The sequence below is a fragment of the Croceivirga lutea genome, assembly GCF_014235875.1.
GTDB classification, from domain to species: domain Bacteria; phylum Bacteroidota; class Bacteroidia; order Flavobacteriales; family Flavobacteriaceae; genus Croceivirga; species Croceivirga lutea.
Genome location: NZ_JACJUK010000010.1, coordinates 17495 through 42836 on the forward strand (window position 1 = coordinate 17495; position 25342 = coordinate 42836).

Here is a 25342-nt window from a genome sequence, read left to right on the forward strand (position 1 = left end):
GAAATTTTTAGCATATAAATTCGTTAAAATCAAAAGAATACTTCCTTTTTCCGTGAATAATTCAGACTTTGTCGAAAAGGGGTACGGTATTTGGTTAAAACACGTATACTTTTATTAATTTTAGTTGCTGAAAGGAATATTTATGGATGATAATTTTTCACCAAGAGTAAAAGATGTTATCGCTTACAGTAAGGAAGAGGCCTTAAGACTGGGCCATGACTTCATTGGTACTGAGCATTTAATGCTAGGTTTATTACGTGATGGAAATGGTAAAGCGATTAATATTCTTGACGCTCTTGATGTTGATTTGGATTATTTAAGAAGGAAGGTTGAGATTTTGAGTCCGGCAAATCCAAATACAACTGCAATACAAAAAGACAAAAAGAATTTACATTTAACAAGACAAGCAGAACGTGCATTAAAGACTACGTTTTTAGAAGCTAAGTTATTTCAAAGTTCCTCTATCAATACGGCGCACCTTTTACTTTGCATCTTAAGAAATGAAAATGACCCAACAACCAAGTTATTACATAAACTTAAGGTTGATTATGACAATGTAAAGGAACAATTTAAGTCTATGATAACAAGCGAAGATGATTATATAGACTCTCCACGTTCAGAATCTTTTGCTAATGAACCTGAAGAATCAGATGATTCTAAAGAAAATACTTTTGGTTCCTCTGGTGCTCAAAAAACAAACAAAAAATCTAAAACTCCTGTTCTAGATAACTTTGGTAGAGACTTAACCAAGCTAGCAGAAGAAAATAAATTAGATCCTGTAGTTGGGCGTGAAAAAGAAATTGAGCGTGTATCTCAAATTTTAAGTAGAAGAAAAAAGAATAATCCTCTTTTAATTGGAGAGCCGGGTGTGGGTAAAAGTGCAATTGCTGAAGGTTTGGCATTACGTATAATTACTAAAAAAGTAAGCCGAATTTTATACAACAAAAGGGTTGTAACCCTTGACTTGGCTTCACTTGTGGCTGGTACAAAATACCGTGGCCAATTTGAAGAGCGTATGAAAGCGGTTATGAATGAACTTGAGAAGAATGATGACATTATTCTTTTTATAGATGAGATTCATACCATCGTTGGTGCAGGAGGGGCAACTGGAAGTTTAGATGCTTCTAATATGTTTAAACCAGCATTAGCTAGAGGAGAAATACAATGTGTAGGGGCTACAACCCTAGATGAATATAGACAGTATATCGAAAAAGATGGAGCGTTAGAAAGACGTTTTCAAAAAGTAATGGTTGAACCAACTACTGTTGAAGAGACCATTGAAATTTTGATGAATATTAAGGGTAAGTATGAAGATCACCATAATGTAACGTATACAGATGAGGCAATTGTTTCTTGTGTAAAACTTACAAACCGTTATATGACGGATAGATTTTTACCAGACAAAGCCATTGATGCTCTAGATGAAGCCGGTTCAAGAGTTCATATAGTTAATATGGATGTTCCAAAGCAAATTCTAGAATTGGAACAACAATTAGAAGATGTTCGTGAACTAAAGAATAGTGTAGTTAAGAAGCAGAAATATGAAGAAGCTGCTAAACTGCGTGACGATGAAAAACGTTTAGAAAAAGAGCTAGCTTCTGCCCAAGAAATGTGGGAAGAAGAAAGCAAATTAAATAGAGTTACGGTAACTGATGAAAATGTTGCTGATGTAGTTTCTATGATGAGCGGTATTCCAGTTAATAGAATTGCACAAACAGAAAGCAACAAGTTGGCTGAATTACCAAAATTGATTAAAGACAATGTAATTGGTCAAGACGAAGCTGTAAAGAAGGTTGCTAAAGCCATACAGCGAAATAGAGCTGGTTTAAAAGACCCTAATAAGCCTATTGGGTCGTTTATCTTCTTAGGACAAACTGGGGTTGGTAAAACGCAATTGGCAAAAGTCTTAGCTAAAGAATTATTTGATTCTGAAGATGCTCTAATTCGTATTGACATGAGCGAGTATATGGAAAAATTTGCCATTTCTCGTTTAGTTGGAGCACCCCCAGGATACGTTGGTTATGAAGAGGGAGGACAATTAACTGAGAAAGTAAGAAGGAAACCTTATGCTGTAATATTATTAGACGAGGTTGAAAAAGCGCATCCAGATGTGTTTAATATGTTGCTTCAAGTTTTAGATGATGGTTTCTTAACAGATAGTTTAGGTCGTAAAATTGATTTTAGGAATACCATTATTATAATGACTTCTAATATAGGTGCAAGACAGCTTAAAGACTTTGGACAAGGTGTTGGTTTTGGAACTGCATCAAAGAAAGCTCAAGCAGATAGTCACCAGAAAAGTGTTATCGAAAATGCCTTGAAAAAAGCATTTGCTCCTGAATTTTTAAATAGAATTGATGATGTAATTGTGTTTAATGCGCTTGAAAGAGAAGACATTCATAAAATTATCAATATTGAATTAGAGAAGCTTTTTGCACGTATTAAGGATATTGGTTACGTTTTAAATCTTTCTGATAAAGCTAGAGATTATATTGCCGATAAAGGTTTTGATAAACAATATGGAGCAAGACCTTTAAAGAGGGCCATTCAGAAATATATTGAGGATGCTCTTGCTGAAGAAATCGTGAATTCAAACCTAAATGAAGGGGATAGTATTTTCATGGATTTAGATGAGAAGAAAGATGAATTAACAATTAGAATAGAAAAGGTTGAAGAATCTTCAAAGTCATAAAATTATTAACATATATCATAAGTTTTTAAAAGCCTCCATTGTGAGGCTTTTTTTATGCATAAAAGATTTAAACCTAACAATTGTCACCTTTATCGCTATTAAACGCTGTTAATCTAAATTTTTTTATCAACGCATTAGCCCAAAGTACTTTCGCTTAACACTATAATATTGAGAAATGAAATTGGAGTTGGGCAAGCAGAAGATAATTGTTAAAGAATACTGCCTTGAATTTGGTACGGTTCAAGTATTTGATAATTATATGGTATCAAATTTTAATGAGGGTATTACTTTAACTTTAGAAAGAGCTTATCAACTTATAGGTATATCTGAAATTCATTTTAGAGGAAAAAAATTCGGCTATATAAGTCTTAGGTCTAACTCTTATGCCATAGACCCTACCATTTATAATTATCTAAGAGGTTTAGATAACCTTAAGGCATTAGCAATTGTTTCTAAAAAAGAAATTGATATGCACAATTTCAAAATTGAAAAATTATTCTATAAAAAAAATATGGAGTTTTTTATTGAATATCAAAATGCTGTTGCTTGGATTAAAAACAAAGTTCTTCCGAGAAACAAAAAATAACTTATTCTTCTCTGGGTTGTTCTGGCTCAGTAAACAATTTCATAAAAGCTTCTGGTAAATGTTCAATTAAGGTTGAGGCAATTACTGCTTCATAACCCATTTTAGAGGCAGCAATATCTGCAGCAAATCCGTGCAGAAAAACTCCAAAAATTGATGCATTTAATGGATTGTACCCTTGGGCAATTAAACCACCAATAATACCGGCCAAAACATCACCGCTTCCGGCGGTTGCTAAACCTGGATTACCTGTAGTATTTACAAAGCCTTTATCTTGATAAATTGTAATAGTATGCGCTCCTTTGAGCACCACAATAACATCATGTTTTTTAGAGAACTCTTTAGCTAAAGCTAATTTTTCAAAATCATCTTTCCAATTACCTATCAATCGTTTTAACTCACCAGGATGTGGTGTTAATACTGTGCCTGGAGTAATTAAATCTTGCAATTCATTTTCTGATGCAAGAATATTTATAGCATCAGCATCTAAAACTAATGGTCTTTTATTGTTCTTTAAAAAAGCCTTGAATGTTTTCTTAGTTTTGTCATGGGTACCTAAGCCCATACCTGCTACAATCACAGTAAATAGACTGGTTTCTTCAATAGCAATGAGTTGTTCTTCACCGCTAGTTCTCACCATAACTTCAGGTAAGGCAGACTGTAATGGAAGGTATCCACAATTTGGCACTAAAGCGGTAACCAAGCCGGCTCCAATTTTCAAACATGCTTTAGCACCCAATTGAACTGCTCCTATTTTACCATAAGAACCTCCAATAACCAAAGCATGACCATAATCGCCTTTATGAGAAAATTTATTGCGTGGCCTATACATGGGCAATACTTCATACTTACTTATTAACTCAAAGTCAGTTTCTTGGTGTTGAATAAACCCTTGGTCTAAACCAATATCCAATAACTGCCATTGTGTTATAAATGGACCTGTTTCTGGAAGAAAAAACACCAACTTAGGTAACTGAAAACTTAATACATAGTTAGCTTTAATAACTGCCGAAAAATCTTCTGTAGCCTTATCGGCAAACATACCAGATGGAATATCCACAGCTAATATGTAAGCTTTTGAAGAATTGATATGGGTAATTAAATTTTTCACCCAAACATCTGGATTTCTATTTAATCCAATACCAAAAATAGCATCCACTATAAAGTCGTTTGGTGAAATCTCAGGTAATACAGAGTCTGAGTTTAGAACAACTGGCCAACATTTTCGCTCTTTAAGTCTATCTAGATTTATTAAAAAATCTTTTGAACGTTTTTCACTATAATTAACAACATAAACAGCAATATCATAATTGTGTTCTAATAAATATCTAGCCAAGGCAATACCGTCTCCTCCGTTATTACCAATTCCGCAAAAGAGATGGATTTTTAGATTAGCTCCTTTAAGATTTGCATCTAACCATTGAAATAGTTGAGATGCAGCTCTTTCCATAAGTTCATCACTAGAAATTTGCTGATTTTCAATTGTGAATTTATCAGCCAAATAAATCTGTTCGCCAGTAAAAATTTTCATTCTTTAAAAAATTCGTTAGATAATTAACGATTATTGAAAAATTAGTATTGTGGGTTGTTCAAGGGGTTCGAAAATACTACTTTTAACCCATCTCTTTTAAAGATTATGCAAACAACGCTAAAAAATACTACCACTTTTACTACAACCCCTTTGGGGTTATAGTCATATTATATATCCGCGCGCATAATTTTTTATATTCCTAAAAGCCAATAAATGAAAGTTTTAAAATTTGGTGGCACATCTGTAGCCAACGCAAAAAATATAGCTCTTGTAAGAGCAATAATTAAATCTGAAAGTCGAGATAAAATTGCAGTGGTAGTTTCTGCTTTAGGTGGAGTAACAGACACGTTGTTAAAAGCTTTAGAACGTGCAGCAAACAAAGATTTGATTTATAAAGAGAGTTTAAAAGAAATTGAAAGTCGCCACTTAGATACCGTAAAAGAATTAATACCCATAACCAAACAAAGTGGAGTATTAAGTTGGGTAAAAAGTGAACTTAATAAATTAGAGACCCTTATAGAAGGGGCTTTTTTAATTGGAGAAATTACGCCAAGATTGTCTGATAACGTAGTAAGCTATGGTGAAATTTTATCATCATACATTATTGCAGAATATTTAAAATCTAGTGATTTAGATGCTGATTTCAAAAGTGGAAGAGCGCTAATAACTACTGACGATAACTTTGGTAAAGCTACAGTAGATTTTGAGCGTACTAATAAAACTTGTCAGTCCTATTTTTTAAATTGCCCTCAACAGATTACCATTGTTCCTGGTTTTATTGCGTCATCTAAATCTGGAAAAAACACAACCTTAGGTAGAGGAGGCTCTGATTACACCGCAGCAATTATTGCCGCAGCTGTAGATGCAAAAGAATTGCAAATTTGGACAGATGTTAGCGGAATGTTCACGGCAAATCCAAAGCTAGTAAAACAAGCCAAATGTGTAGAAAAAATTTCTTATGAAGAGGCAATGGAGCTATCGCATTTTGGTGCCAAAGTACTTTATCCTCCAACTGTGCAACCCGTTTTAGCAAAAGAAATTCCTATTCTTATTAAAAACACCTTTGCCCCAGAAGATGAGGGCACATTAATAACTAAAAACGCTAATGGTTCAGAAAAAGCAGTAAGAGGTATAAGTCATATTGGAGGTATTGCCTTATTATCATTAGAAGGTCCAAGTATGATTGGAATACCTGGGGTATCTAAACGTTTTTTTGAAACCCTTTCTACAGCTAACATTAGTGTGGTTTTAATAACACAAGCTTCATCTGAACATTCGATATGTATTGGTATTAATGCTAAAGAGGCTCCTATTGCAAAAAAGGTTTTAAACGAAACTTTTGAATATGAAATTGCAACCAAAAAGTTAAAACCAATTATTGTTGAAGAGAATCTTTCCATAATAGCATTAGTTGGTGAAAACATGAAAAGCCATCAAGGCCTTAGTGGAAAAATGTTTAGCACTTTAGGTAAAAACAACGTTAATATTAGAGCCATTGCACAAGGGGCTTCTGAACGAAATATTTCTGCAGTAATTCATGAAAATGATGTTAAAAAGGCACTGAACTCTTTACATGAAATCTTCTTTGAAGAAATCACAAAACAAGTCAATTTATTTATAGTAGGTGTAGGTAATGTTGGTGCAAAACTATTAGCACAATTAGAACAACAAAAACAATATTTAAAAGAAGAGCATAAAATGAATTTGAGAGTAATTGGGCTCTCTAATTCAAAAAAAATGGTTTTTGATGAAAACGGTATATCCTTAAAAAATTGGAAAGAAACTTTAGAAAATGGAGAGTCAACAAACCTAGAAAGGTTCACTGAAAAGATAAAAGAATTAAACTTCAGAAATAGCATTTTTGTTGATAACACTGCTAATGCCACCGTTGCCGAGCATTACCACAATTTTTTAGGTAATAGTATTGCGGTGGTTACCTGTAATAAAATTGCTTGTTCATCAAACATTGCGTATTACCAAAAGTTAAAGGAGTTATCAAAAAAATATAACGCACCATTTTTATTTGAAACTAATGTTGGTGCAGGCTTACCTATTTTAGACACGTTAAAATATCTAATTGCATCTGGTGATAGAGTTCATAAAATACAAGCGGTTTTATCTGGTAGTTTAAACTTTGTATTTAATAATTTTAATAATACTAATACCTTTCATGACATTGTTAAAAAAGCCCAAGAGGATGGCTATACAGAACCAGACCCAAAGATTGATTTAAGCGGTATAGATGTCATGAGAAAAATCTTGATTTTAGCACGTGAGAGTGGTTACAAGATTGCAATTGAAGAAATTGAAAATGATTCTTTTCTACCACAAGAATCATTAGATACCTCTTCTAATGAAGACTTTTTTAAGACATTGATTACTTACGAAAATCGGTTTCAACAGCTATATAAAAATGCAGCAGATAAAAATTGCAAACTTAAATATGTAGCACAATTTGAGAATGGCAACGCCAAAGTAGGTTTACAAGAAATACCTGTAGGACATGATTTTTATAGTTTGGAAGGAAGTGACAATATTGTTTTATTCTATACTGATAGATATCAAAACCAACCATTAATTATTAAAGGTGCAGGTGCAGGTGCAGACGTTACCGCATCAGGTATTTTTGCAGATATCATAAGAGCAGGAAATTTTTAAGATGGAAGAGATAAAAGTTTTTTGTCCGGCAACAATAGCAAACGTTTCGTGCGGTTTTGATGTTCTGGGGCTAGCCTTAGATTCAGTTGGTGATGAAATGGTTATTCGTAAAACCAAAGAGAAGGGTATAAGAATTACTAAAATTTTAGGTCAAAATTTACCCTTAGATGCAGAAAAAAATGTGGCTGGTGTGGCTGGCTTTGCATTATTAGCTCAAGCAGACTACAATGGTGGTTTTGAGATTGAAATTGATAAAATAATAAAACCCGGTAGTGGTATTGGCAGTAGTGCAGCTAGTTCAGCTGGTGCTGTTTGGGGAATGAATCAACTTTTAGGAAATCCTTTTTCAGAATTAGAACTGGTGGCATTTGCTATGCAAGGCGAAAAATTAGCAAGCCTTGTTGCACATGCAGATAATGTAGCCCCTGCCCTATTTGGAGGTTTTACCTTGGTAAGAAGTTATGACCCATTAGATGTTGTAGCCGTACATACACCAAAAGAATTATTTGCTACCGTTATTCATCCACAAATAGAAGTGAAAACAGCAGATTCAAGAAAAGTCTTAAAAACATCTATTTCTTTGCAAGACGGTATAAAACAGTGGGGTAATTTAGGAGGATTAATAACCGGTTTATTTACTGAAGATTACGATTTAATTAGCAGGTCACTGCAAGACCACATTGTTGAACCTATACGCTCAATTTTAATTCCAGGGTTTAACGATGTTAAAAAAGCAGCCCAAGCAGGTGGTGCTTTAGGTAGCGGAATATCAGGTTCAGGCCCTTCTATATTTGCCTTATCTAAAGGTGAAGAAACAGCTTTAGAAGTAGGTAAATCTATGAAAGAAGTTTACAAAAAAATAGGAATTGATTTTGAGGTTCACGTTTCAAAAATTAACACGCAAGGGTGTAAAAAAATATCATGAAGTACTACAGTTTAAACAATGCTGACAATACAGCGAGTTTTAGAGAAGCGGTTATAAACGGAATAGCACCAGATAGGGGTTTGTATTTTCCTGCAAACATTAATGCTTTACCCCCTTCGTTTTTTGAAAAAATAGAAAATCTTTCTAATGTAGAAATAGCTTATGAGGCAATTCAACAATTTGTTGGTGATGAAATTCCAAAAGACCGGCTGTTATCTATTTTAAAAAATGTTCTAGACTTTGAATTTCCGATAGTCGAACTTACAGAGAATATAGCCACTTTAGAATTATTTCATGGTCCAACCATGGCCTTTAAAGATGTTGGTGCACGTTTTATGGCTAATTGCCTAGGATATTTTTCTGAAGGTAATAAAACCAATATAACCGTTCTTGTTGCTACATCTGGTGATACCGGTGGTGCAGTTGCTAATGGGTTTTTAGGTGTTGAAGGGGTAAGTGTTGTTATCCTTTATCCTTCAGGCAAGGTTAGCAATATTCAAGAAAAGCAATTAACTACTTTAGGTAAAAACATAACGGCCTTTGAGGTAGAAGGAACTTTTGATGATTGCCAAAATATGGTGAAAACGGCTTTTTTAGATACAGAAATAACTTCGAAAAGCAAGTTAACTTCCGCCAACAGCATTAATGTAGCCCGCTGGTTGCCCCAATGTTTTTATTTTTTAATTGCATATAAACAAGCTAAATTAAAAGGTAAAGAAATTGTTTTTTCAGTACCCTCGGGTAATTTTGGAAATATTTGTGCAGGCATGGTAGCTCAAAAATTAGGTATGCCAGTTAAGAACTTCATTGCTGCCACCAATGTTAATGATGTAGTACCAAATTATATGAAAAGTGGAACATATGAGCCAAAACCATCTGTAGCCACTATTTCTAATGCTATGGATGTTGGAGACCCAAGTAATTTTATTCGAATTCAAAAAATATATAACAATAACCTAGCTGAACTTCAAAAAAATCTTAGTTCATATGCTTTTACAGATAAACAAACAAAAGAAGCTATGAAGCAAGTGTATTCACAAACCGGATACTTAACTGACCCGCACGGTGCAGTTGGTTATTTAGGTGTTAAAAAATTCCAAGAACAACATCCTAATAGTTACGGCATATTTTTAGAAACTGCGCACCCCGTAAAATTTTTACCTGTCGTAAAAGAAACCATGAATTTGACTCCTGAAATTCCTTTTCAAATAAAAAAGGTAATGAACAAGCAAAAGGTTGCCTATCAGATTGCTAGTTACCAACAACTCAAAGACTATTTAGTTAACGTTTCTTCATAGTTCTTAAGTATTGGCATAGAAATACCAAAAATGCCTACTTATTTCAATATTTTTGCATCCATAAAATTTGAATATGAAGAATACTGCTTTAACACAATTACACGAAGCTTTAGGTGCAAAAATGGTTCCTTTTGCCGGATTTAATATGCCGGTATCCTATGAAGGTGTGAACGCCGAACATGAAACAGTACGCAAAGGTGTAGGTGTTTTTGATGTATCTCATATGGGCGAATTTTTAGTTGAAGGTCCAAATGCCCTTCCCCTACTTCAAAAAGTAACCTCTAATGATGTTTCTAAACTAACAGTTGGTAAAGCTCAATACAGTTGTTTACCAAATGAAACGGGTGGCATTGTAGATGATTTAATTGTTTACCGAGTTAAAGAAGAAACCTATTTGTTGGTAGTAAACGCTTCTAATATTGAAAAAGATTGGAATCATATTTCAACATACAATAAAGAGTTTGGGGCCAATATGAAAGACCTTTCAGATGATTATTCTTTATTGGCTATTCAAGGCCCTAAAGCAGTTGAAGCCATGCAAACTTTATCTAGTTGTGATTTAGCTTCCATTGCCTTCTACAATTTTGTTGTTGCAGATTTTGCAGGTATTGAGCATGTTATTATTTCAGCAACGGGTTATACAGGTTCTGGAGGTTTTGAAATTTATTGCAAGAACAGTGAAGTTGAACAAATCTGGAACAAAGTTTTTGAAGCAGGAAAATCTTTTGGAATTAAACCAATAGGATTAGCCGCCAGAGACACTTTACGTTTAGAAATGGGATACTGTTTATATGGTAATGATATTGATGATACTACCTCACCGCTAGAAGCTGGTCTAGGTTGGATAACAAAATTTACCAAAGACTTTGTCAATGCGAACCAGTTAGCAAAACAAAAAGAAGAAGGAGTAAGTAGAAAGCTCGTTGCTTTTGAAATGAACGAAAAAGCTATACCAAGAAAGGACTACGAAATTTTACATACCAATGGTACCGTTATTGGAAAGGTAACCTCTGGAACCATGTCACCTTCTTTAGGCAAAGGTATTGGGTTGGGTTATGTGGTAAAAGAAAACTCAAAAGCTGGAGAGACTATACAAATTGCTATTCGTAAAAAACACGTACCGGCAACGATAGTAAAACTTCCTTTTTATAAAAAGTAGAGCATACCAGATTTGGATAAAAAAAGTAAAAAAATTTTAATTCTAGGAGCAAGCGGATTTATCGGAAATGCCTTATTCAAAGAATTAACCAACTATTTTGATACCTACGGCACTTTTTTTACCAACATTTCGTACAGAGAAAACCAACGGTTTTTTCAGTATGATATACAGGAAGACGATGTATTTCAAATCTTAGAAAACGTAAAACCAGATTACATCATTTCTGCACTACGAGGAGATTTTGCTTCACAAATTCAAGCACATCAACATATTTTAGAATACGTAGCCATACATACATGTAAACTCTATTTTCTTTCTTCAGCTAATGTTTTTGATGCTTACAGTAAGTATCCTTCCTATGAGTATGATAAAACCCTATCGTTAAGCGTATTTGGTCGTTTAAAGATTAGGATTGAAAATATGATGATGAGAATGCCAAAAAATAAGATTGGTATTTTAAGGGTGCCCATGGTTTTTGGTAATACCTCTCCCAGAATTAAAGAGATTAAACAACTTTTAATAAATAAAGAACCTGTAGAAGTTTTTCCAAACTTAATAATGAACGTTACCAATGATGACAGGCTAACACAACAAATACATTATTTAATTAATCAAAACAAAACAGGAATTTTTCACCTAGGTAGTTCAGATTTGGTTCATCATGAAGAGTTCATTGCCGAAGTCATTAAACAACTAGGTCCTTTTAATCCTGTTTTTAAGAAGGTTTATACAACAAACGAAGACCGTTATTTAGCGGTATTACCTAAAGACCACCTACTTCCAAAAAACTTAACCATAACTTATCAAGAAATAATAGAACACCATTTAGCTATTGATTGAGTTAAAGATCAAAGTATACCACCAAATACGCCCCTAGGTTTAAAGTAATTTTATAAAAAAGAATAAAATGAAAAGTAAGCCTGATTTTAGTAATCTTTCTGCGATATACGTTAACTGTACTTTAAAGAAATCACCCAAAACAAGTAATACCCAAGGTCTCTTTGAGGTATCTCAAAATATATTAAAAAAAGAAGGGGTACACATTGAAAATATACGTGCTGTTGACCATAATATAGCTTTTGGGGTATACCCAGATATGACAGAACATGGTGAAGACATTGATGATTGGCCCAAACTATTTGAAAAAATAATTGCTGCAGACATATTATTAATTGGAACTCCTATTTGGTTAGGCGAACGTTCTTCTGTCTGTTCCCAACTTATTGAACGGCTTTACGCTATGTCTGGTAAACAGAATGAAAAGGGGCAATATCTATTCTACGGTAAAGTTGGTGGAACTATTATAACAGGTAATGAAGACGGTGTAAAACATTGTGCCATGGGCATTTTATATGCCTTACAACATATTGGATATTCTATTCCGCCCCAAGCAGATAGTGGATGGATTGGAGAAATTGGTCCAGGGCCAAGTTATTTAGATGAAGAATCTAATGCTAAAAACAATGATTTTACGAACAGAAACACGACATTTATGACGTATAACCTACTGCATCTTGCGGCACTGCTAAAAAAAAATAAAGGTTATAATGCTTACGGTAATTCTAGAGCAGACTGGGATACCGGTTCAAGATGGTCCTTTGAAAATCCAGAATATAGATAATGAGTTTAAAAAAATTAAGTACAGAAGAAATTAAAACCCAATTAATACAACTTTCTAATTGGGAGTATAATGATGAATGCATTGAAAAAACATTCACCTATGCAGATTTTAAAACAGCTTTCGCCGTAATGACGAGAATTGCTTTTGAAGCGGAAGCTCAGAGCCATCATCCTGATTGGACAAACGTTTACAACACCTTAGTTATAAAATTAAACACCCATGATGCAGGCGGGGTAACACAAAAAGATATTGATTTAGCCCATGCCATAGAAAAAATAAACACTAGGTATTAAGCAATTTGTTTATCTAGTAGGCCTTTTATTAAATTTGCGTTTATTGAGAATTAAGAAAAAACCTTAGTATGGGAAGAGCTTTTGAGTTTAGAAAAGCACGTAAAATGAAACGTTGGGCAGCCATGTCCAAAGCCTTCACAAGAATTGGCAAAGACATTGTAATGGCAGTTAAAGAAGGTGGACCAGACCCTGATTCCAATTCTAGACTTAGGGCTGTAATTCAAAATGCCAAGGCAGTTAACATGCCAAAAGATAACATTGAGCGTGCTATCAAAAGAGCTTCTGATAAAAGCCAAGGTGATTATAAAGAGGTGCTTTTTGAAGGCTATGCTCCACATGGCATTGCAATTTTAATTGAAACAGCTACAGATAACAACACTAGAACAGTAGCTAATATTAGAAGTTATTTTAACAAGTGTAACGGTAGTTTAGGCACTTCTGGTTCTGTTGAATTTATGTTTGACCATACCTGTAATTTCAGAATTAATGGGGAAGGTTTAGACCCAGAAGAATTAGAGTTAGAGTTAATAGATTTTGGAGCTGAAGAGGTATTTGTTGATGAAGATGGCATATTAATTTATGCGCCTTTTGAAAGTTTTGGAGATTTACAAAAAGAATTAGAGTCAAGAGAAATTGAAATTCTTTCGTCTGGTTTTGAACGTATACCACAAGTAACTAAAGAATTAAATGAAGAGCAAGTTGCCGATGTAGAAAAGCTTCTAGAAAAAATTGAAGAAGATGATGATGTTCAGAACGTATATCATACAATGAAAGAATAACTTCAATAAGTGTATATATAAATTAAAAATCCCCATTAAAAATGGGGATTTTTTTATAGGATAAGTTTTTTGTTTTTTCTAACGTTCAATGACCATTTGAGATGAGAACCTAGCACCATCAATTGTTTTAGAGCGTATTATATAAGTTCCCGCAGGAATCTCATTAACTTCCATTTTAAACTCCTCTCCTTGTTTAATGTTTGCGGCATTATATTTTTTAATCATTCTACCAGACATATCAAAAATTAGAATTTCTGAAACCTCTTCTGGCTTTTCAAAAGATACATTGGAAGTAACTTGAGCTGGGTTCGGAGAAACTAACATTTTGTTTACATTAGCCTGTAAAGGCACCAAATTTTCTTCAATTTTATACACCTCTAAGTTATCGTAATAAGCTGAACCTGGAGTTGTGAATGTATAATTACTATGGAGCCATAAATCGATACTTGCAATTCCTTCAGGGATAATTATTTCGGTTTCATATCGGCTCCAAGTAGCATTAAAATTTGCAGCTCCTAAAGAAGTGTTAGGCCTATTATCAATATTTATTTCAAAGCGGGCATTACCTGTTCCATCGTTACCATCTATTCCTATAAATAACCTATCGCCTGCTGATAAATTGTAATCAGCTAATCGTATTGCTATATGATATTTACTCCAGCGCTGACCTTCATCAAAATTTGAAACAACTAAAGCACAGGGGCTATTGTTGGTAATCTCATTTGTACCTTCAACTATATCTGCTCCAGCATTTAAAATACCTTCTGGTAGCACAAAAGCAGGATTTTCGTTTTGCAAATAATTAGTACAATCCTCAACTATAATTGGCGCCTGTACTTCTATATTCACCTGAGCAGAATCTTGATCTCCAAATTCATCTGTTACCGTTAGCGATATTACGTAAACACCTACTTCTAATTCTATTGTAGGCGAGATGTTTTCCGCTAATACGTTTTCATTTAATGACCATTCATAGTTTACTATTTCACCATCAGGGTCAAAACTTCCGCTTCCATCTAGGGTTACTGTTTCTAAACCATTTTCATCAAAATCAATTAGTATTTGATTTTCACCGGCATTAGCAATGGGAACTAAGTTTTGAGGCCCCTCTTCAATAGTTACCAATACTTCATCAGATGCGGTTCCACCATCGTTGTCAGTAATCAATAAATTAATTAGGTACTCTCCAACCTCTAGTTCTATTGTAGGGTTAATACCATTTGCAACTATAGTATCATTTATTAACCATTGATACGAAACAATTTCACCATCTAGGTCGTAACTATTACTAGCATCTAATGTAACTTCTTCAGCTTCAGAATTATCTTCATCAATGAGAAGTATATCTTCATTTGCTATTGCAAATGGAAGACTATTTTCTACGGTAGGTGTTGACACAAATACATTATCGAATGTTGCTGAAGTTAAAACACCATCATTATGAGAAGTAACTGCTAAACCAATTAGAATCTCTTCGTTCATTCCTATTTCTTTAGAGCCCACTAAAACCCAATCACCATTTGTTGTAGAAGCGTAGCCCGAAAATTGGTTGCCTTCTCTTACTAAACGCAGAAAATGTGGATAGTTTTCTACAGGAACTGGCCCAATATTGTTTGCTCCAGGTGTTAAATTAGATTCAAACTCAGGACGGTCTTGTAAAGTGTATGAAATACCGCTATTTCTAGGATTAGGAGAAAGAGACATCAATATAAATTCTGAACCAGAGGCATTACTATTACGCATCATAACCCCTGCTTTTGCCCAGGCATTAGTATTTTCTAAATTGGTAACCCTAGCTACTATTTCACCGTTACCTGACAAGGTTTGATATACAAAATGAAACTCATCGTTAGTTTCCCAAATATCATAACCCGAAGCCTCAATTTGGTAACTTCCTGTTGCTGGTACATAGCATGCAGAACCTACGGCAGCAACATCACCTATATCTTCGTTATTCCAACCAGTAGGTAATGCCCCACATTCAGTTGGTAAATCGTCACTTTCAAAATCTATAGTAACCGTTGCTAAACAGTTATTCTTGTTACCATTTACATCTGTTACAATAAATTCTACTTCATTCTGACCTAAATCTTTAAAACTAAAACTTGAAGGATTTATTTCTATACTCGCTACACCGCAATTATCTGTGGAGCCATTATCCAAATCTAAAGGACTCACCTGAATTACTTCATTTTCATTTGCTAACAAAAATGTAATGTCTTTGCAAACCGCAGTTGGCAATGTTTCATCTATTAATTCAATTAGTTGAATACATTCTTTAATAATGGCATCATCTCTTGTAATAACCCATTCTATAGTAGTTTCTCCAACCTTAAATGCTTCAGTCAAGTCTAGTCCGTCACTCCGAGTTCCGGAAATCTTAATATTCTCAGTTAAATCACCAGTTACTTCTGGTTCAACAATTTTAATAAGTTGCTCGCAAGAATCGTTTTCAACCGCTAGGCTTATTGTTGAAGGGCATGTAATTTCCAAATCTTTTGGTTGTTTAAAAACACTGATACCATTAGAAGAAATTGAACCAGCGTTTTTAAAAGTTCCCCCAACCAAAATTTCGTCATTTAAAGCATTGTATACCAATTTTCTAACCGGCGCATCTACTCCTTTCAAGGTAGCATTACCTAACGAATACCAGTTATTAAAATCGTAGTAAGCAATATTATCCACAAGAAAACCTGATGCATTTGTAAAATTACCCCCGATTAAGAGTCCGTTTTTATAGGTAGTTATGGAGTTTACATTACCGTTAAGACCTTCATCTACAGATTCCCAAGAAGAAGAACTTCTGTTCCAACGGGCAAGCCTATTAACGGTTTTATTTCCTGCTAATGAAAAATTACCTCCTGCATAAATATAAGCCTCAGTAACTTCAATTGCTTGTACAAAACCACTTGTTCCGTCACCTAATGCACTAAAACTTGAGCCGTTCCACATGGCTATTCTTGATGTATTTTTATTTCCGGCACTATCAAAATTACCACCTAGGTAAACATTGCTATTCTTATCTAATGCAATACTTCTTACTTCGTTATTTGTTCCGTTTCCTGCTGTTTGAGCATCTATTAAGGCTTTCCAATTATTATCTTGAATTAAAGCGATGTTATTTGCGTTTATATTACCTACACTAGAAAAAGTTCCACCAACATAAATCGTCTTATCATCACCTACTACAGTAGTAAGCACTGCACCATTAGTACCTTCTCCATAATTTTGCCACGCATTACCAGACCATTTTGCAATACTATTAGCGGTAGTTCCGCCAGCAGTGCTAAATTCTCCACCAACTATTACTTCATCTTCTAAAAGGGTAATTGTATTTACTTGACCATTAACGCCCTGACCCAATGCTTCCCATCCGGTAACAGCATTATATTTAGCAATATTATTCGCAGTGATACTTCCTGCATTAGAAAAGTTACCACCAATGTAATAGTTGCCTTCATTGTCTATTGCAATAGCTTCAACCACGCCATTTACACTGCTTGAAATTTGATTCCATGCGCCATCTAGCACTTGTGCGGTTTTGCCGGTGTCAGTAGGAGTTTCCGTATCTACAATTTTATAAATTTTTACAGATTCACCATAGTCAGAGAAATACATGTCACCATTAGTATCTAAACCAAAACTTGAAATAAATTGACCATTTGTTCTAAACAATAGTTCACTTTCTACAACATTGTTTGTAAAGTCATATTCCAAAGCCCAAACTCTACCAGAAACATAGTCTCCATAAATGTACTTGTTGAGCATTTTGGAGTTTTGAATAGCGCCTGAAGAATCATAAAAATAGCCTCCTGTTATAGAAACATCACCATTAGCGTGGTCGTAATAATAGATTGGTTTTACATCAGTTGGTGACGCTAATGTTGTTGCAGTACCATAACTTGGCTGAGATTCTGCTTCAAACTTATTCCATCCATAATTTTGTCCACGAGAGATTAAATTAATTTCCTCAAAATTATTCTGTCCAACATCAGCACCCCATAATCTATTTTGATTATCAAAAGAAAATTTCCAGGTATTTCTAATTCCCCAAGCATAGATTTCGTCTAGTCCGTCTTTATTTAAAAGTGGATTATCATTAGGAATTTCGTATCTACCATTTGGTGAAGCTGGATTAGACTCAATAGGGTTATTACCATCTAAATCAACATCAATTCTTAAAATACTACCGAAAACATTATTAAGATTTTGAGCATTCTTATTAGGGTCTCCGCCACCGCCGCCGTCTCCAATAGAAATATATAAATAGCCATCTGGCCCAAAAGCTATTTTACCACCGTTGTGATTGGAATTATTTTGATTTTTTTCAAATCTAAAAATCTCGGTGGCACTATTACTATCTGCGATATTACTGCCAGATTGCTTTGTATAGCGTTCCAGCACCATATTTATTCGACCATTGCTACCATAAACCGTGTAGTAGACATAAAACAATTGATTGTTTTTAAAATCTGGATGAAAGGCCAAGCCAAGTAAGCCAATTTCTTGACCAACGCTAAAACTAACCTTATTAGAAATATCTAGAAAATTGGTAACACTGTTTGAAGTTAAATCTTCAGTATTGGAAAAAGATTTTATAATTCCACCTTGTTCTACAACGTACACATTATTTAAATCGTCATCTGGAAATTGAATTTCTACCGGAAATCGGAATGCTAAATTCTCATACGCTTGTTCGTACGAAATCTGACCTAAAGCAGAAAAACTAAAAAAAAGAAAATTAAAGAAAAGTAAACTTGAAAAAACAATTCGGGGGGCCTTGTTTGTAAAAAGCATAATGGGTAATGTTAGTTAGTGTTTCTCTATTTACGGCGCAAAACTAACATTTGGACGTTTAAAAGTGTGCTTTTATCGATGTTTTTTATAATTCATTTGCTAGAAATGAAAAAAGCCGTCATTTCTGACGGCTTTAATTTGGTAACTATTAAGTCTGGTTATTCTAAATACTATCTTTCTATCACCATTTGAGAACTATATTCCATACCATCTAAAGTTTTTGAACGTACTATGTAAGTACCCACTGGTATTGCATAAATATTCATTTCAAAATGGTCGCCTCTTCTTATCTCAGAGGCATCAAAACGTTGTATCATTCTACCAGACATATCAAATAGTAAAATCTCTTTGATATCTTCTGGTTTCTCAAAAGATACATTTGAGCTAATACTAGCTGGGTTTGGGGATACAAACATGTTGTTGACATCAGCTCTCAATAAAGGAACCTCAGTATCAAGATTTACAACCTCTAAGTTGTCATAATAAGCGGTACCAGAAGTATTTAGCGTATAATTGCTGTGGAACCAAAGGTCTATGGTTGTTAAGCCTGAAGGAACTACGATGGTAGTTTCATACCTGCTCCATCCATCACCAAAATTAGAATAGCCCAAGGCTGTATTTGGCCTATTATTTTGGTTGATTTCAAAACGCGCATTACCGGTACCATTATTTCCGTCTACTCCAATGAATAACCTATCTCCAGCATTTATACCGTATTCTGATAAATTAATGCTAATAAAGTATCTACTCCATGGTTGGCCAGCATCAGTATTGGTAACTTCAACAGCACACGAACTGTTATTTGTGTTTATATCAGTACCTACAACTGCATCTGCACCGGCTGTTAAGCCACCAGTAGGTAACTCCATGGCTACATTATCATTTTCTAAATAATCATTACAATTACCAGGAACAACGTAAGCCTCTACTGTTACTACAACCTCATCTGTAGCTGTAGCACCTTCATTATCGGTAACTGTTAGCGTAAGCATGTGCGTACCCACTGCAAGACTTATTGTTGGTGATTCTCCCGTTGCAACTTCAGTACCGTTCTCTGTCCAAGAGTAGCTAACAATACTACCGTCTGGGTCGAAACTTCCGCTACCATCTAAAACAACATCCTCAGCGCCATTGTCATCTACATCTACAACTTGTTGATCGGTACCTGCAGAAGCTACTGGCATTATATTATCTAATGGTTCATCATCTAGAGTCTGAACAATTAAATTATCATAATATGCGGTTCCAGGAGCGCTAGAAGTATAGTTACTATGAAACCATAAATCAATTGAATTAATACCTTCTGGTACGGTTATGGTAGTTTCATATCTGCTCCATCCATCACCAAAATTAGAATACCCTAAAGAAGTGTTTGGTCTATTATCTTGGTTAATCTCAAAGCGTGCATTACCCGAACCATTATTACCATCTACTCCAATTAATAACCTATCTCCAGGGTTTATACCGTATTCTGATAAACTAATGTTGATAACGTACCTACTCCATGGTTGGCCAGAATCGTTGTTGATTACCTCTATAGCACAAGGACTATTATTCGTGTTTATATCGGTACCGACAACTGCATCTGCACCTGCTGTTAAACCTCCTTGGGGTAAAATCATAGCTTCATTTTCATTAGGCAAATAATTAACACACAATTCTGGTTCCTCTCCGGTGGTTACAGTTATGATGACTTCATCTGTAGCTATAGCGCCTTCATCATCTGTAACAGTTAACATTATAGTGTGAATTCCTTCATCTAAAATAACAGATGGCATTTCTCCCATTGCTAAAACCGCACCATTTTCAGACCACTCATAGCTCACAATAGTACCATCAGGGTCTGAACTCGCACTACCATCTAATTGTACATTTGCAACTACCAAGTTTTGATTTAAGATTTGTTCATCTTCATAACCAACAACAGTTTGGTCTGGACCTGCATTGGCTATTGGGGTAATATTACCACCTTGCTCTGCATCTAAATTAATTACCACTAGGTTGTCGAAGTAAGAGGTGTAAGAACCGCCATTTAATTCTGCGGATAAAGAATCACCTCCAAATACTGGATAGCTATTATGAAACCATAAGTCTAAGGAAGAAATACCTTCAGGAACAACAACCGTTGTCTCATAATGTGACCAAGAACTTGTGAAATTTGAAAATCCTAAAGCTGTGTTAGGCGAATTGTTTTGATTTATTTCAAAACGTGCATTACCTGAACCATCATTACCATCTACAGCAATAAATAGTCTATCTCCCGGATTAATACCATAATCAGCCAAATTAATTGGTATTACATAACGAGCCCATGGTTGGTTCGGGTCAAAATTTACTACTTCAATAGCACACGGACTGTTAAATGTATTTACAGTTGTACCGTTAACTTCATCTGCACCAGCGCTTAAATAGCCTGTTGGCAAACTTATTGCTGGGTCTTCATTTGGCAGATAATCTGTACATTCTATTGGCCCTCCTTGTTCTACTGTTACTACAGCCTCACAAGTTGCCGTGTTACCATTAACATCTGTAACTGTAAGTGTTACCGTATTAGCACCTACATCAGCTGAAGTGAAATCAGTTTTATCAATGCTTAAAGAAGCTATTTCACAATTATCTGTGCTACCACCATCTATATCTGCAGGAGTAATTGAAGCCAATCCGCTTTCATCTAAGACTACAGTAGTGTCTTTACACAAAGCTATTGGTGCTTCGGTATCATTAACAGTAACATCAAAACTACATGTTACCGTATTTCCTGCTCCATCAACAACAGTTGCTGTTACAGTTGTAGTACCTACTGGGAATAGTGTACCTGGGTCTTGACTGTAAGTTATACTTGCTATAACCCTATCCTCTGTTGTTAATATCACACTTTGCATATTGCCTTCCATTACTGGTGGCTCGGTATCAAATGGATTATCATCAAATACATCCTCAGCATTTACTTCAAAATCTACAATTGCCCCACAGACTCCAGCGTCATTACTCACAACAATATCATCTGGACATTCTACAATTGGAGGTGCATCATCCACAGCATTAGTAAACAATACAATTAATTCTTCACCTGCTTCTAGATTAATATTAAAAATTATATCCGGCAAAGTTGTAGCGTCTACAGTAGAGTTTGCAGGTTCATTTTCTAACCAATCTACACGTACCGGGAAAAAGCCTTGATTCGCTAATTGAGTTAAGGTATAACTACCTGCTGGAACATCAGAAAACACAATACCATTTAATAGGGTATCATCTGTATCATCATCTAATGTAAATGCACTAGGCGTTAAACCTGAAATTGTATAATTAATATCTAAAGGACTATCTGGTTCATTGTCAACAATAACGGTTATTGAACCAGTTTTAGGTGCTGCATTAAATACTTCGACTTCATCACTAGCTTCATCTGCACAACCATTTTCATTTGTATAGGTGTACGTAATAGTATGTACTCCTAGACCAGCAGCTGCTGGGTCGAAACTGTAGGTCATTCCATTGCCATCATCAGTAACTCCTGGACCACTATAAACACCAACATCTCCTGTAGCTGAACCTTGAGCAGGAGAACCGCCTCCAAGTCCTGTTTGTACTCCTGCATCTATTGCCATATTAGCTGGTGCAGTGAATGTTACCTCAGGCAATGGATTAACAGTAAGTGTTACCACATTACTCGTAACGGTACAATCATCTAAATCATCTTCAGAAGTATTATTATCTGAGGTAACTATAACTCTATATTTATTACCATTGGCTATCAGTCCAGGACTTCCAAAATTTAAAGTTGGATTTTGCCCAGTGGCACCTCCATTAGCCCAATCATTGAAATTTGTACCATCAGTTGATACTTGCCATTGATAACTCAAAGAACCTGTTCCGGAAGCACTTACTGATAAGCTTCCACCATTTTCACCAACACAAAGTTGTAAATCTTCTGGTTGAGTTATTATTTCAACTTCGCACGTTGAAATAATATTTAATTCACCAGGAGTTGGTTCTTGAGCTACAAAATCTCCTGAAAAGTCTTCAACTCTGCTTAATGATTCAAAATCTTTATTAGAATTCTCATCTTCATTAAATTGTACAGATTGACCTAATGCTGCAAGTAAATCAGCGTCATCATCATCATTAGTATCATATACTATTGCATCAACAAGGTTACTTATTGTTGGTGCTGTACCATTTGGAAAGTTACTAGATTCTGTAAAATATAACGCAATTGCATCCGCTCCATTTTGAATTCCATTAGTGGTGAATTCTGCCAAATCAACATTTGGAACAGATGAACTTCCCACAATGAAGAAACCATTTGCATTTGTAGATAATCCTGTTAAATCGATAGTTTTATAGGATGCATTATCCGTTGCGTCTCCATTAAATAAAACTAGTAATAATCCATCAAGAGAAGTATTGCCTGTACCCCCATCATACAATTCAATAAATTCCGCTGCATCGGTTCCTTCCGTATCAACATCAATTTCATTAATTACTATATTCGGGAGTTCTACAACTTCCTGCTCAACAGTTACAATTGCTTCACAAGTTGAAGAATTGTCATTATCGTCAGTAACCGTAAGCGTTACCGTATTAGCACCTAAATCGGCTATGGTAAAACTAGATTTATCTATGCTTAACGATGCAATACCACAATTATCTGTAGACCCACCATCAACATCAGAATTTAATATAGTAGCATTACCAGTTTCATCTAGGGTAATTGTAATATCTTGACATACCGCTGTAGGTGCTATATTATCTTCTACAGTTACATTTGCAGTACATGTAGCACTTAAGCCATCAACATCAGTAACAGTTAAGGTTACGGTATTAGGGCCTACATCATTACAGGTAAACGTTTCAATATCTAAACTTAAAGTTACTGAATTGCCAATAGCATCAACAGAACCGTTATCAACGTCGCTAGGTAAAATAGTAGCATTACCGCTAGCATCTAACTGAACTGTTATATCTTGACAAATTGCGGTAGGTGGTATTGGAGTGCCAGAATTAGGATTTAATGTCCAACCCAAATCAGCAAATAAACCTCTAGTAATATCACCTAAATCATGTTGAGACTCGGCGGTTCCAACTTGTGGTGACATTAATGAATTTGGGTCCCCTGCAGGAAAACTAGCTTCATTCCAATGAGAAATACTAGAACCACCTTGGTAAGGATTTGGCGCATAAATTTGAGGTCTATTACCACCAAAATTACCTGTTGTTATAGGTCCGTTGAAAAACAAATCATTACTTGTATAAAAATCGCCTAAAGCTTCAGAAGGTGCGGGTATAAGTTGCACATTTGTACCTGCCCCATTTTCTAAAAAATCATCATAACGTAAAGGATTTGCTCCAACACCTATGGCATTATTTCCTATACCTGCACCATCTACTTGAGAAAAGGTTGAGAAACCTAAACCATGGCACATTTCATGTAACGCAATAGTTACAAAGTCATATTGGCCCGGTGGGGTATTACCATCAGTACCAAAATAAAAATTAAATCCATTGCCAATGTTAACATTAATATCTTGAACACCAGGTTCTATATCTTCACCCACTAACTGATTGGCCAACGACACAGGATAAATTCTATTTATTGGAGTGAGGCTATAAAGTGCCTCAGGACCAGCACTGGCAAGTACTCCAGGACCCAAATCAGCGTACTCCGCAAAAATAACTATTGGAATATTTGCAACCAGCTCACGTTCAATAATGTCCGCAGCAAAACGAAAAGCCGCTTGAACTTCAGGGTTAGCAGATGCCTCTGGTCCAAATTCTAAAATAATTTCAGAAGTTGGAGCTACCACATTCATCCTAATTGCAGCATTGGCAAGTAATGGCGAACGTGAATTCATATCCTCAGTACCTGCAGGACATACAACGGTAATCCCATCCAGCCTTTGTCCAATTTGTTGTGCGTATATTTCTTTAGTAAATGAAGTAAATACAAACACTAGAAAAAAGAGTAATAGTTTTCTCATAATTTGATGATTAGTTAAAAGATTTAATTGAAAAAATTGATAGTGTCAATACCCAAAGTAAAGACCTTAATTTATAAGAGAATATGTAAAAAGAAGAATAAAAACTAGGCGAATAATACGCAATTAGTTTTCTAAAATATTGATATAACAAACGTTCTCCCATTAATGCCTAATTATATTAGCAAAAAGGAAACTTAAGTTGCATACGAAGTGGGGCTCGTATTAGAAAACAACTTCTATAAAAGGGGGAAATTTGTAATTTCTTTAAAAAAAATGGTTGATTATTTCTTTCTAAGAATAGGTATGAATTTAACTCAAATTTTAGTCTAAAGGGGCTTAACTATCGAGGAACAGTTATAAATATTCGATTAATAGATGAAATGCACGGTAAAATTTAACCGCTTGTTAAATTGACTATTGTTTTTGTTAAAGATATTTAAGTAAAAACCTTAAAAATAGTGGGGATTTTTCCTAGTGTAAGTTTTAGATTCAAAAAATCTTAGCGTGTTTAAAAACTATATTTAGGAACTTTACCTATTACATTTTCAAAAAACAGCTTAATTTCTACCATATCTTTCTCATAGTCCCCAGTAGTAAAAAAGGGTTCAGAAAATTTTACTTGTTTATGGCCAAAATCAAATGCTACTAACACTAAAGGTACTTTTGCATTTTGAGCTATATAATAAAATCCTGATTTTAAAGTCTCTACTTTTTTCCGGGTACCTTCTGGTGCCATTGCAAACCTAAAAACCTCTTTTTTATTAAATATTTCAACTATGGCATCTACCATATTCTGGTTTTTAGAACGGTCTACTGGTGTTCCGCCCATCCATTTAAAAAACCAACCAAATGGTGGCTTAAAGAGACTTTTCTTACCTACGTAATGCATTTTTTTACCAACTATTTTACGAACTAAAACCCCAAGAGTAAAATCTAACCAGTGGGTATGAGGAATTACAACAATCACACATTGTTTAACATCTGGAAATTCTCCAACGAATTTCCAACCCATAAGTTTAAAATAG

General features: G+C 34.8%; 14 protein-coding genes. 10 read left to right on the plus strand and 4 right to left on the minus strand.

The genetic code is table 11. From position 1 onward, the window contains the following. The first annotated feature begins 142 nt into the window (after window positions 1–142). Together H5V42_RS14070 and H5V42_RS14075 are read left to right on the plus strand one after the other, a co-directional pair. Window positions 143–2692: an ATP-dependent Clp protease ATP-binding subunit gene (locus H5V42_RS14070; RefSeq protein WP_185783817.1), complete on the plus strand. Its 2550-nt coding sequence runs from the start codon at window positions 143–145 to the stop codon at window positions 2690–2692. A 175-nt stretch (window positions 2693–2867) separates the two neighbouring features. Continuing rightward, window positions 2868–3278 (plus strand): STAS/SEC14 domain-containing protein, encoded by a 411-nt coding sequence (locus tag H5V42_RS14075; protein ID WP_185783818.1) that lies wholly within the window; start codon window positions 2868–2870, stop codon window positions 3276–3278. Between the two features lies 1 nt (window position 3279). Here H5V42_RS14075 and H5V42_RS14080 read toward each other — a convergent pair whose 3' ends face one another. Beyond that, complete coding sequence (locus tag H5V42_RS14080) at window positions 3280–4806, minus strand: NAD(P)H-hydrate dehydratase (RefSeq protein ID WP_185783819.1); 1527 nt, start codon at window positions 4804–4806, stop codon at window positions 3280–3282. A 213-nt stretch (window positions 4807–5019) separates the two neighbouring features. Here H5V42_RS14080 and thrA point away from each other — a divergent pair, with 213 nt between their 5' ends. The 8 genes from thrA to H5V42_RS14120 all read left to right on the plus strand — a co-directional run bounded on the left by thrA (window position 5020) and on the right by H5V42_RS14120 (window position 13539). After that, on the plus strand, window positions 5020–7464 hold the full coding sequence (thrA, locus tag H5V42_RS14085) for a bifunctional aspartate kinase/homoserine dehydrogenase I (protein ID WP_185783820.1): 2445 nt from the start codon (window positions 5020–5022) through the stop codon (window positions 7462–7464). A gap of 1 nt (window position 7465) precedes the next feature. Continuing rightward, window positions 7466–8389 carry a homoserine kinase gene (locus H5V42_RS14090; RefSeq protein ID WP_185783821.1) on the plus strand — a complete coding sequence of 308 codons (924 nt, stop codon included), beginning with the start codon at window positions 7466–7468 and terminating at the stop codon, window positions 8387–8389. Beyond that, on the plus strand, window positions 8386–9687 hold the full coding sequence (thrC, locus tag H5V42_RS14095; RefSeq protein WP_185783822.1) for a threonine synthase: 1302 nt from the start codon (window positions 8386–8388) through the stop codon (window positions 9685–9687). Before H5V42_RS14090 ends, thrC begins: the two co-directional genes overlap by 4 nt. 73 nt (window positions 9688–9760) lie before the next feature. Continuing rightward, window positions 9761–10846: a glycine cleavage system aminomethyltransferase GcvT gene (gcvT, locus tag H5V42_RS14100; protein WP_185783823.1), complete on the plus strand. Its 1086-nt coding sequence runs from the start codon at window positions 9761–9763 to the stop codon at window positions 10844–10846. A 12-nt stretch (window positions 10847–10858) separates the two neighbouring features. Next, window positions 10859–11686, plus strand: a complete 828-nt coding sequence (locus H5V42_RS14105) for a sugar nucleotide-binding protein (RefSeq protein WP_185783824.1) — start codon at window positions 10859–10861, stop codon at window positions 11684–11686. A 67-nt stretch (window positions 11687–11753) separates the two neighbouring features. Next, complete coding sequence (locus H5V42_RS14110) at window positions 11754–12467, plus strand: flavodoxin family protein (RefSeq protein ID WP_185783825.1); 714 nt, start codon at window positions 11754–11756, stop codon at window positions 12465–12467. Continuing rightward, a complete protein-coding gene (locus H5V42_RS14115; protein ID WP_185783826.1) occupies window positions 12467–12760 on the plus strand; it encodes a 4a-hydroxytetrahydrobiopterin dehydratase in 294 nt (97 codons plus the stop codon). The genes H5V42_RS14110 and H5V42_RS14115 overlap by 1 nt, the downstream gene beginning before the upstream one ends. A gap of 68 nt (window positions 12761–12828) precedes the next feature. Next, window positions 12829–13539, plus strand: coding sequence for a YebC/PmpR family DNA-binding transcriptional regulator (locus H5V42_RS14120; RefSeq protein WP_185783827.1), 711 nt, complete (start codon window positions 12829–12831; stop codon window positions 13537–13539). Window positions 13540–13617: 78 nt separating this feature from the next. Here H5V42_RS14120 and H5V42_RS14125 read toward each other — a convergent pair whose 3' ends face one another. From H5V42_RS14125 to H5V42_RS14135, 3 genes are all read right to left on the minus strand, one after another. Then, complete coding sequence (locus H5V42_RS14125; RefSeq protein ID WP_185783828.1) at window positions 13618–18336, minus strand: PQQ-dependent sugar dehydrogenase; 4719 nt, start codon at window positions 18334–18336, stop codon at window positions 13618–13620. 170 nt (window positions 18337–18506) lie between these two features. Further along, window positions 18507–24317, minus strand: coding sequence for a PKD domain-containing protein (locus H5V42_RS14130; protein WP_185783829.1), 5811 nt, complete (start codon window positions 24315–24317; stop codon window positions 18507–18509). Window positions 24318–24825: 508 nt separating this feature from the next. Next, complete coding sequence (locus H5V42_RS14135) at window positions 24826–25329, minus strand: 1-acyl-sn-glycerol-3-phosphate acyltransferase (protein WP_229665707.1); 504 nt, start codon at window positions 25327–25329, stop codon at window positions 24826–24828. Window positions 25330–25342 lie beyond the last annotated feature (13 nt).

Excerpts from the sequence above, each read along its gene's own strand:
- H5V42_RS14070 (WP_185783817.1), top strand. The coding sequence starts at position 143 with ATGGATGATAATTTTTCACCAAGAGTAAAAGATGTTATCGCTTACAGT.
- H5V42_RS14075 (WP_185783818.1), top strand. The coding sequence starts at position 2,868 with ATGAAATTGGAGTTGGGCAAGCAGAAGATAATTGTTAAAGAATACTGC.
- H5V42_RS14080 (WP_185783819.1), bottom strand. The coding sequence starts at position 4,806 with ATGAAAATTTTTACTGGCGAACAGATTTATTTGGCTGATAAATTCACA.
- thrA (WP_185783820.1), top strand. The coding sequence starts at position 5,020 with ATGAAAGTTTTAAAATTTGGTGGCACATCTGTAGCCAACGCAAAAAAT.
- H5V42_RS14090 (WP_185783821.1), top strand. The coding sequence starts at position 7,466 with ATGGAAGAGATAAAAGTTTTTTGTCCGGCAACAATAGCAAACGTTTCG.
- thrC (WP_185783822.1), top strand. The coding sequence starts at position 8,386 with ATGAAGTACTACAGTTTAAACAATGCTGACAATACAGCGAGTTTTAGA.
- gcvT (WP_185783823.1), top strand. The coding sequence starts at position 9,761 with ATGAAGAATACTGCTTTAACACAATTACACGAAGCTTTAGGTGCAAAA.
- H5V42_RS14110 (WP_185783825.1), top strand. The coding sequence starts at position 11,754 with ATGAAAAGTAAGCCTGATTTTAGTAATCTTTCTGCGATATACGTTAAC.
- H5V42_RS14115 (WP_185783826.1), top strand. The coding sequence starts at position 12,467 with ATGAGTTTAAAAAAATTAAGTACAGAAGAAATTAAAACCCAATTAATA.
- H5V42_RS14120 (WP_185783827.1), top strand. The coding sequence starts at position 12,829 with ATGGGAAGAGCTTTTGAGTTTAGAAAAGCACGTAAAATGAAACGTTGG.
- H5V42_RS14125 (WP_185783828.1), bottom strand. The coding sequence starts at position 18,336 with ATGCTTTTTACAAACAAGGCCCCCCGAATTGTTTTTTCAAGTTTACTT.
- H5V42_RS14130 (WP_185783829.1), bottom strand. The coding sequence starts at position 24,317 with ATGAGAAAACTATTACTCTTTTTTCTAGTGTTTGTATTTACTTCATTT.
- H5V42_RS14135 (WP_229665707.1), bottom strand. The coding sequence starts at position 25,329 with ATGGGTTGGAAATTCGTTGGAGAATTTCCAGATGTTAAACAATGTGTG.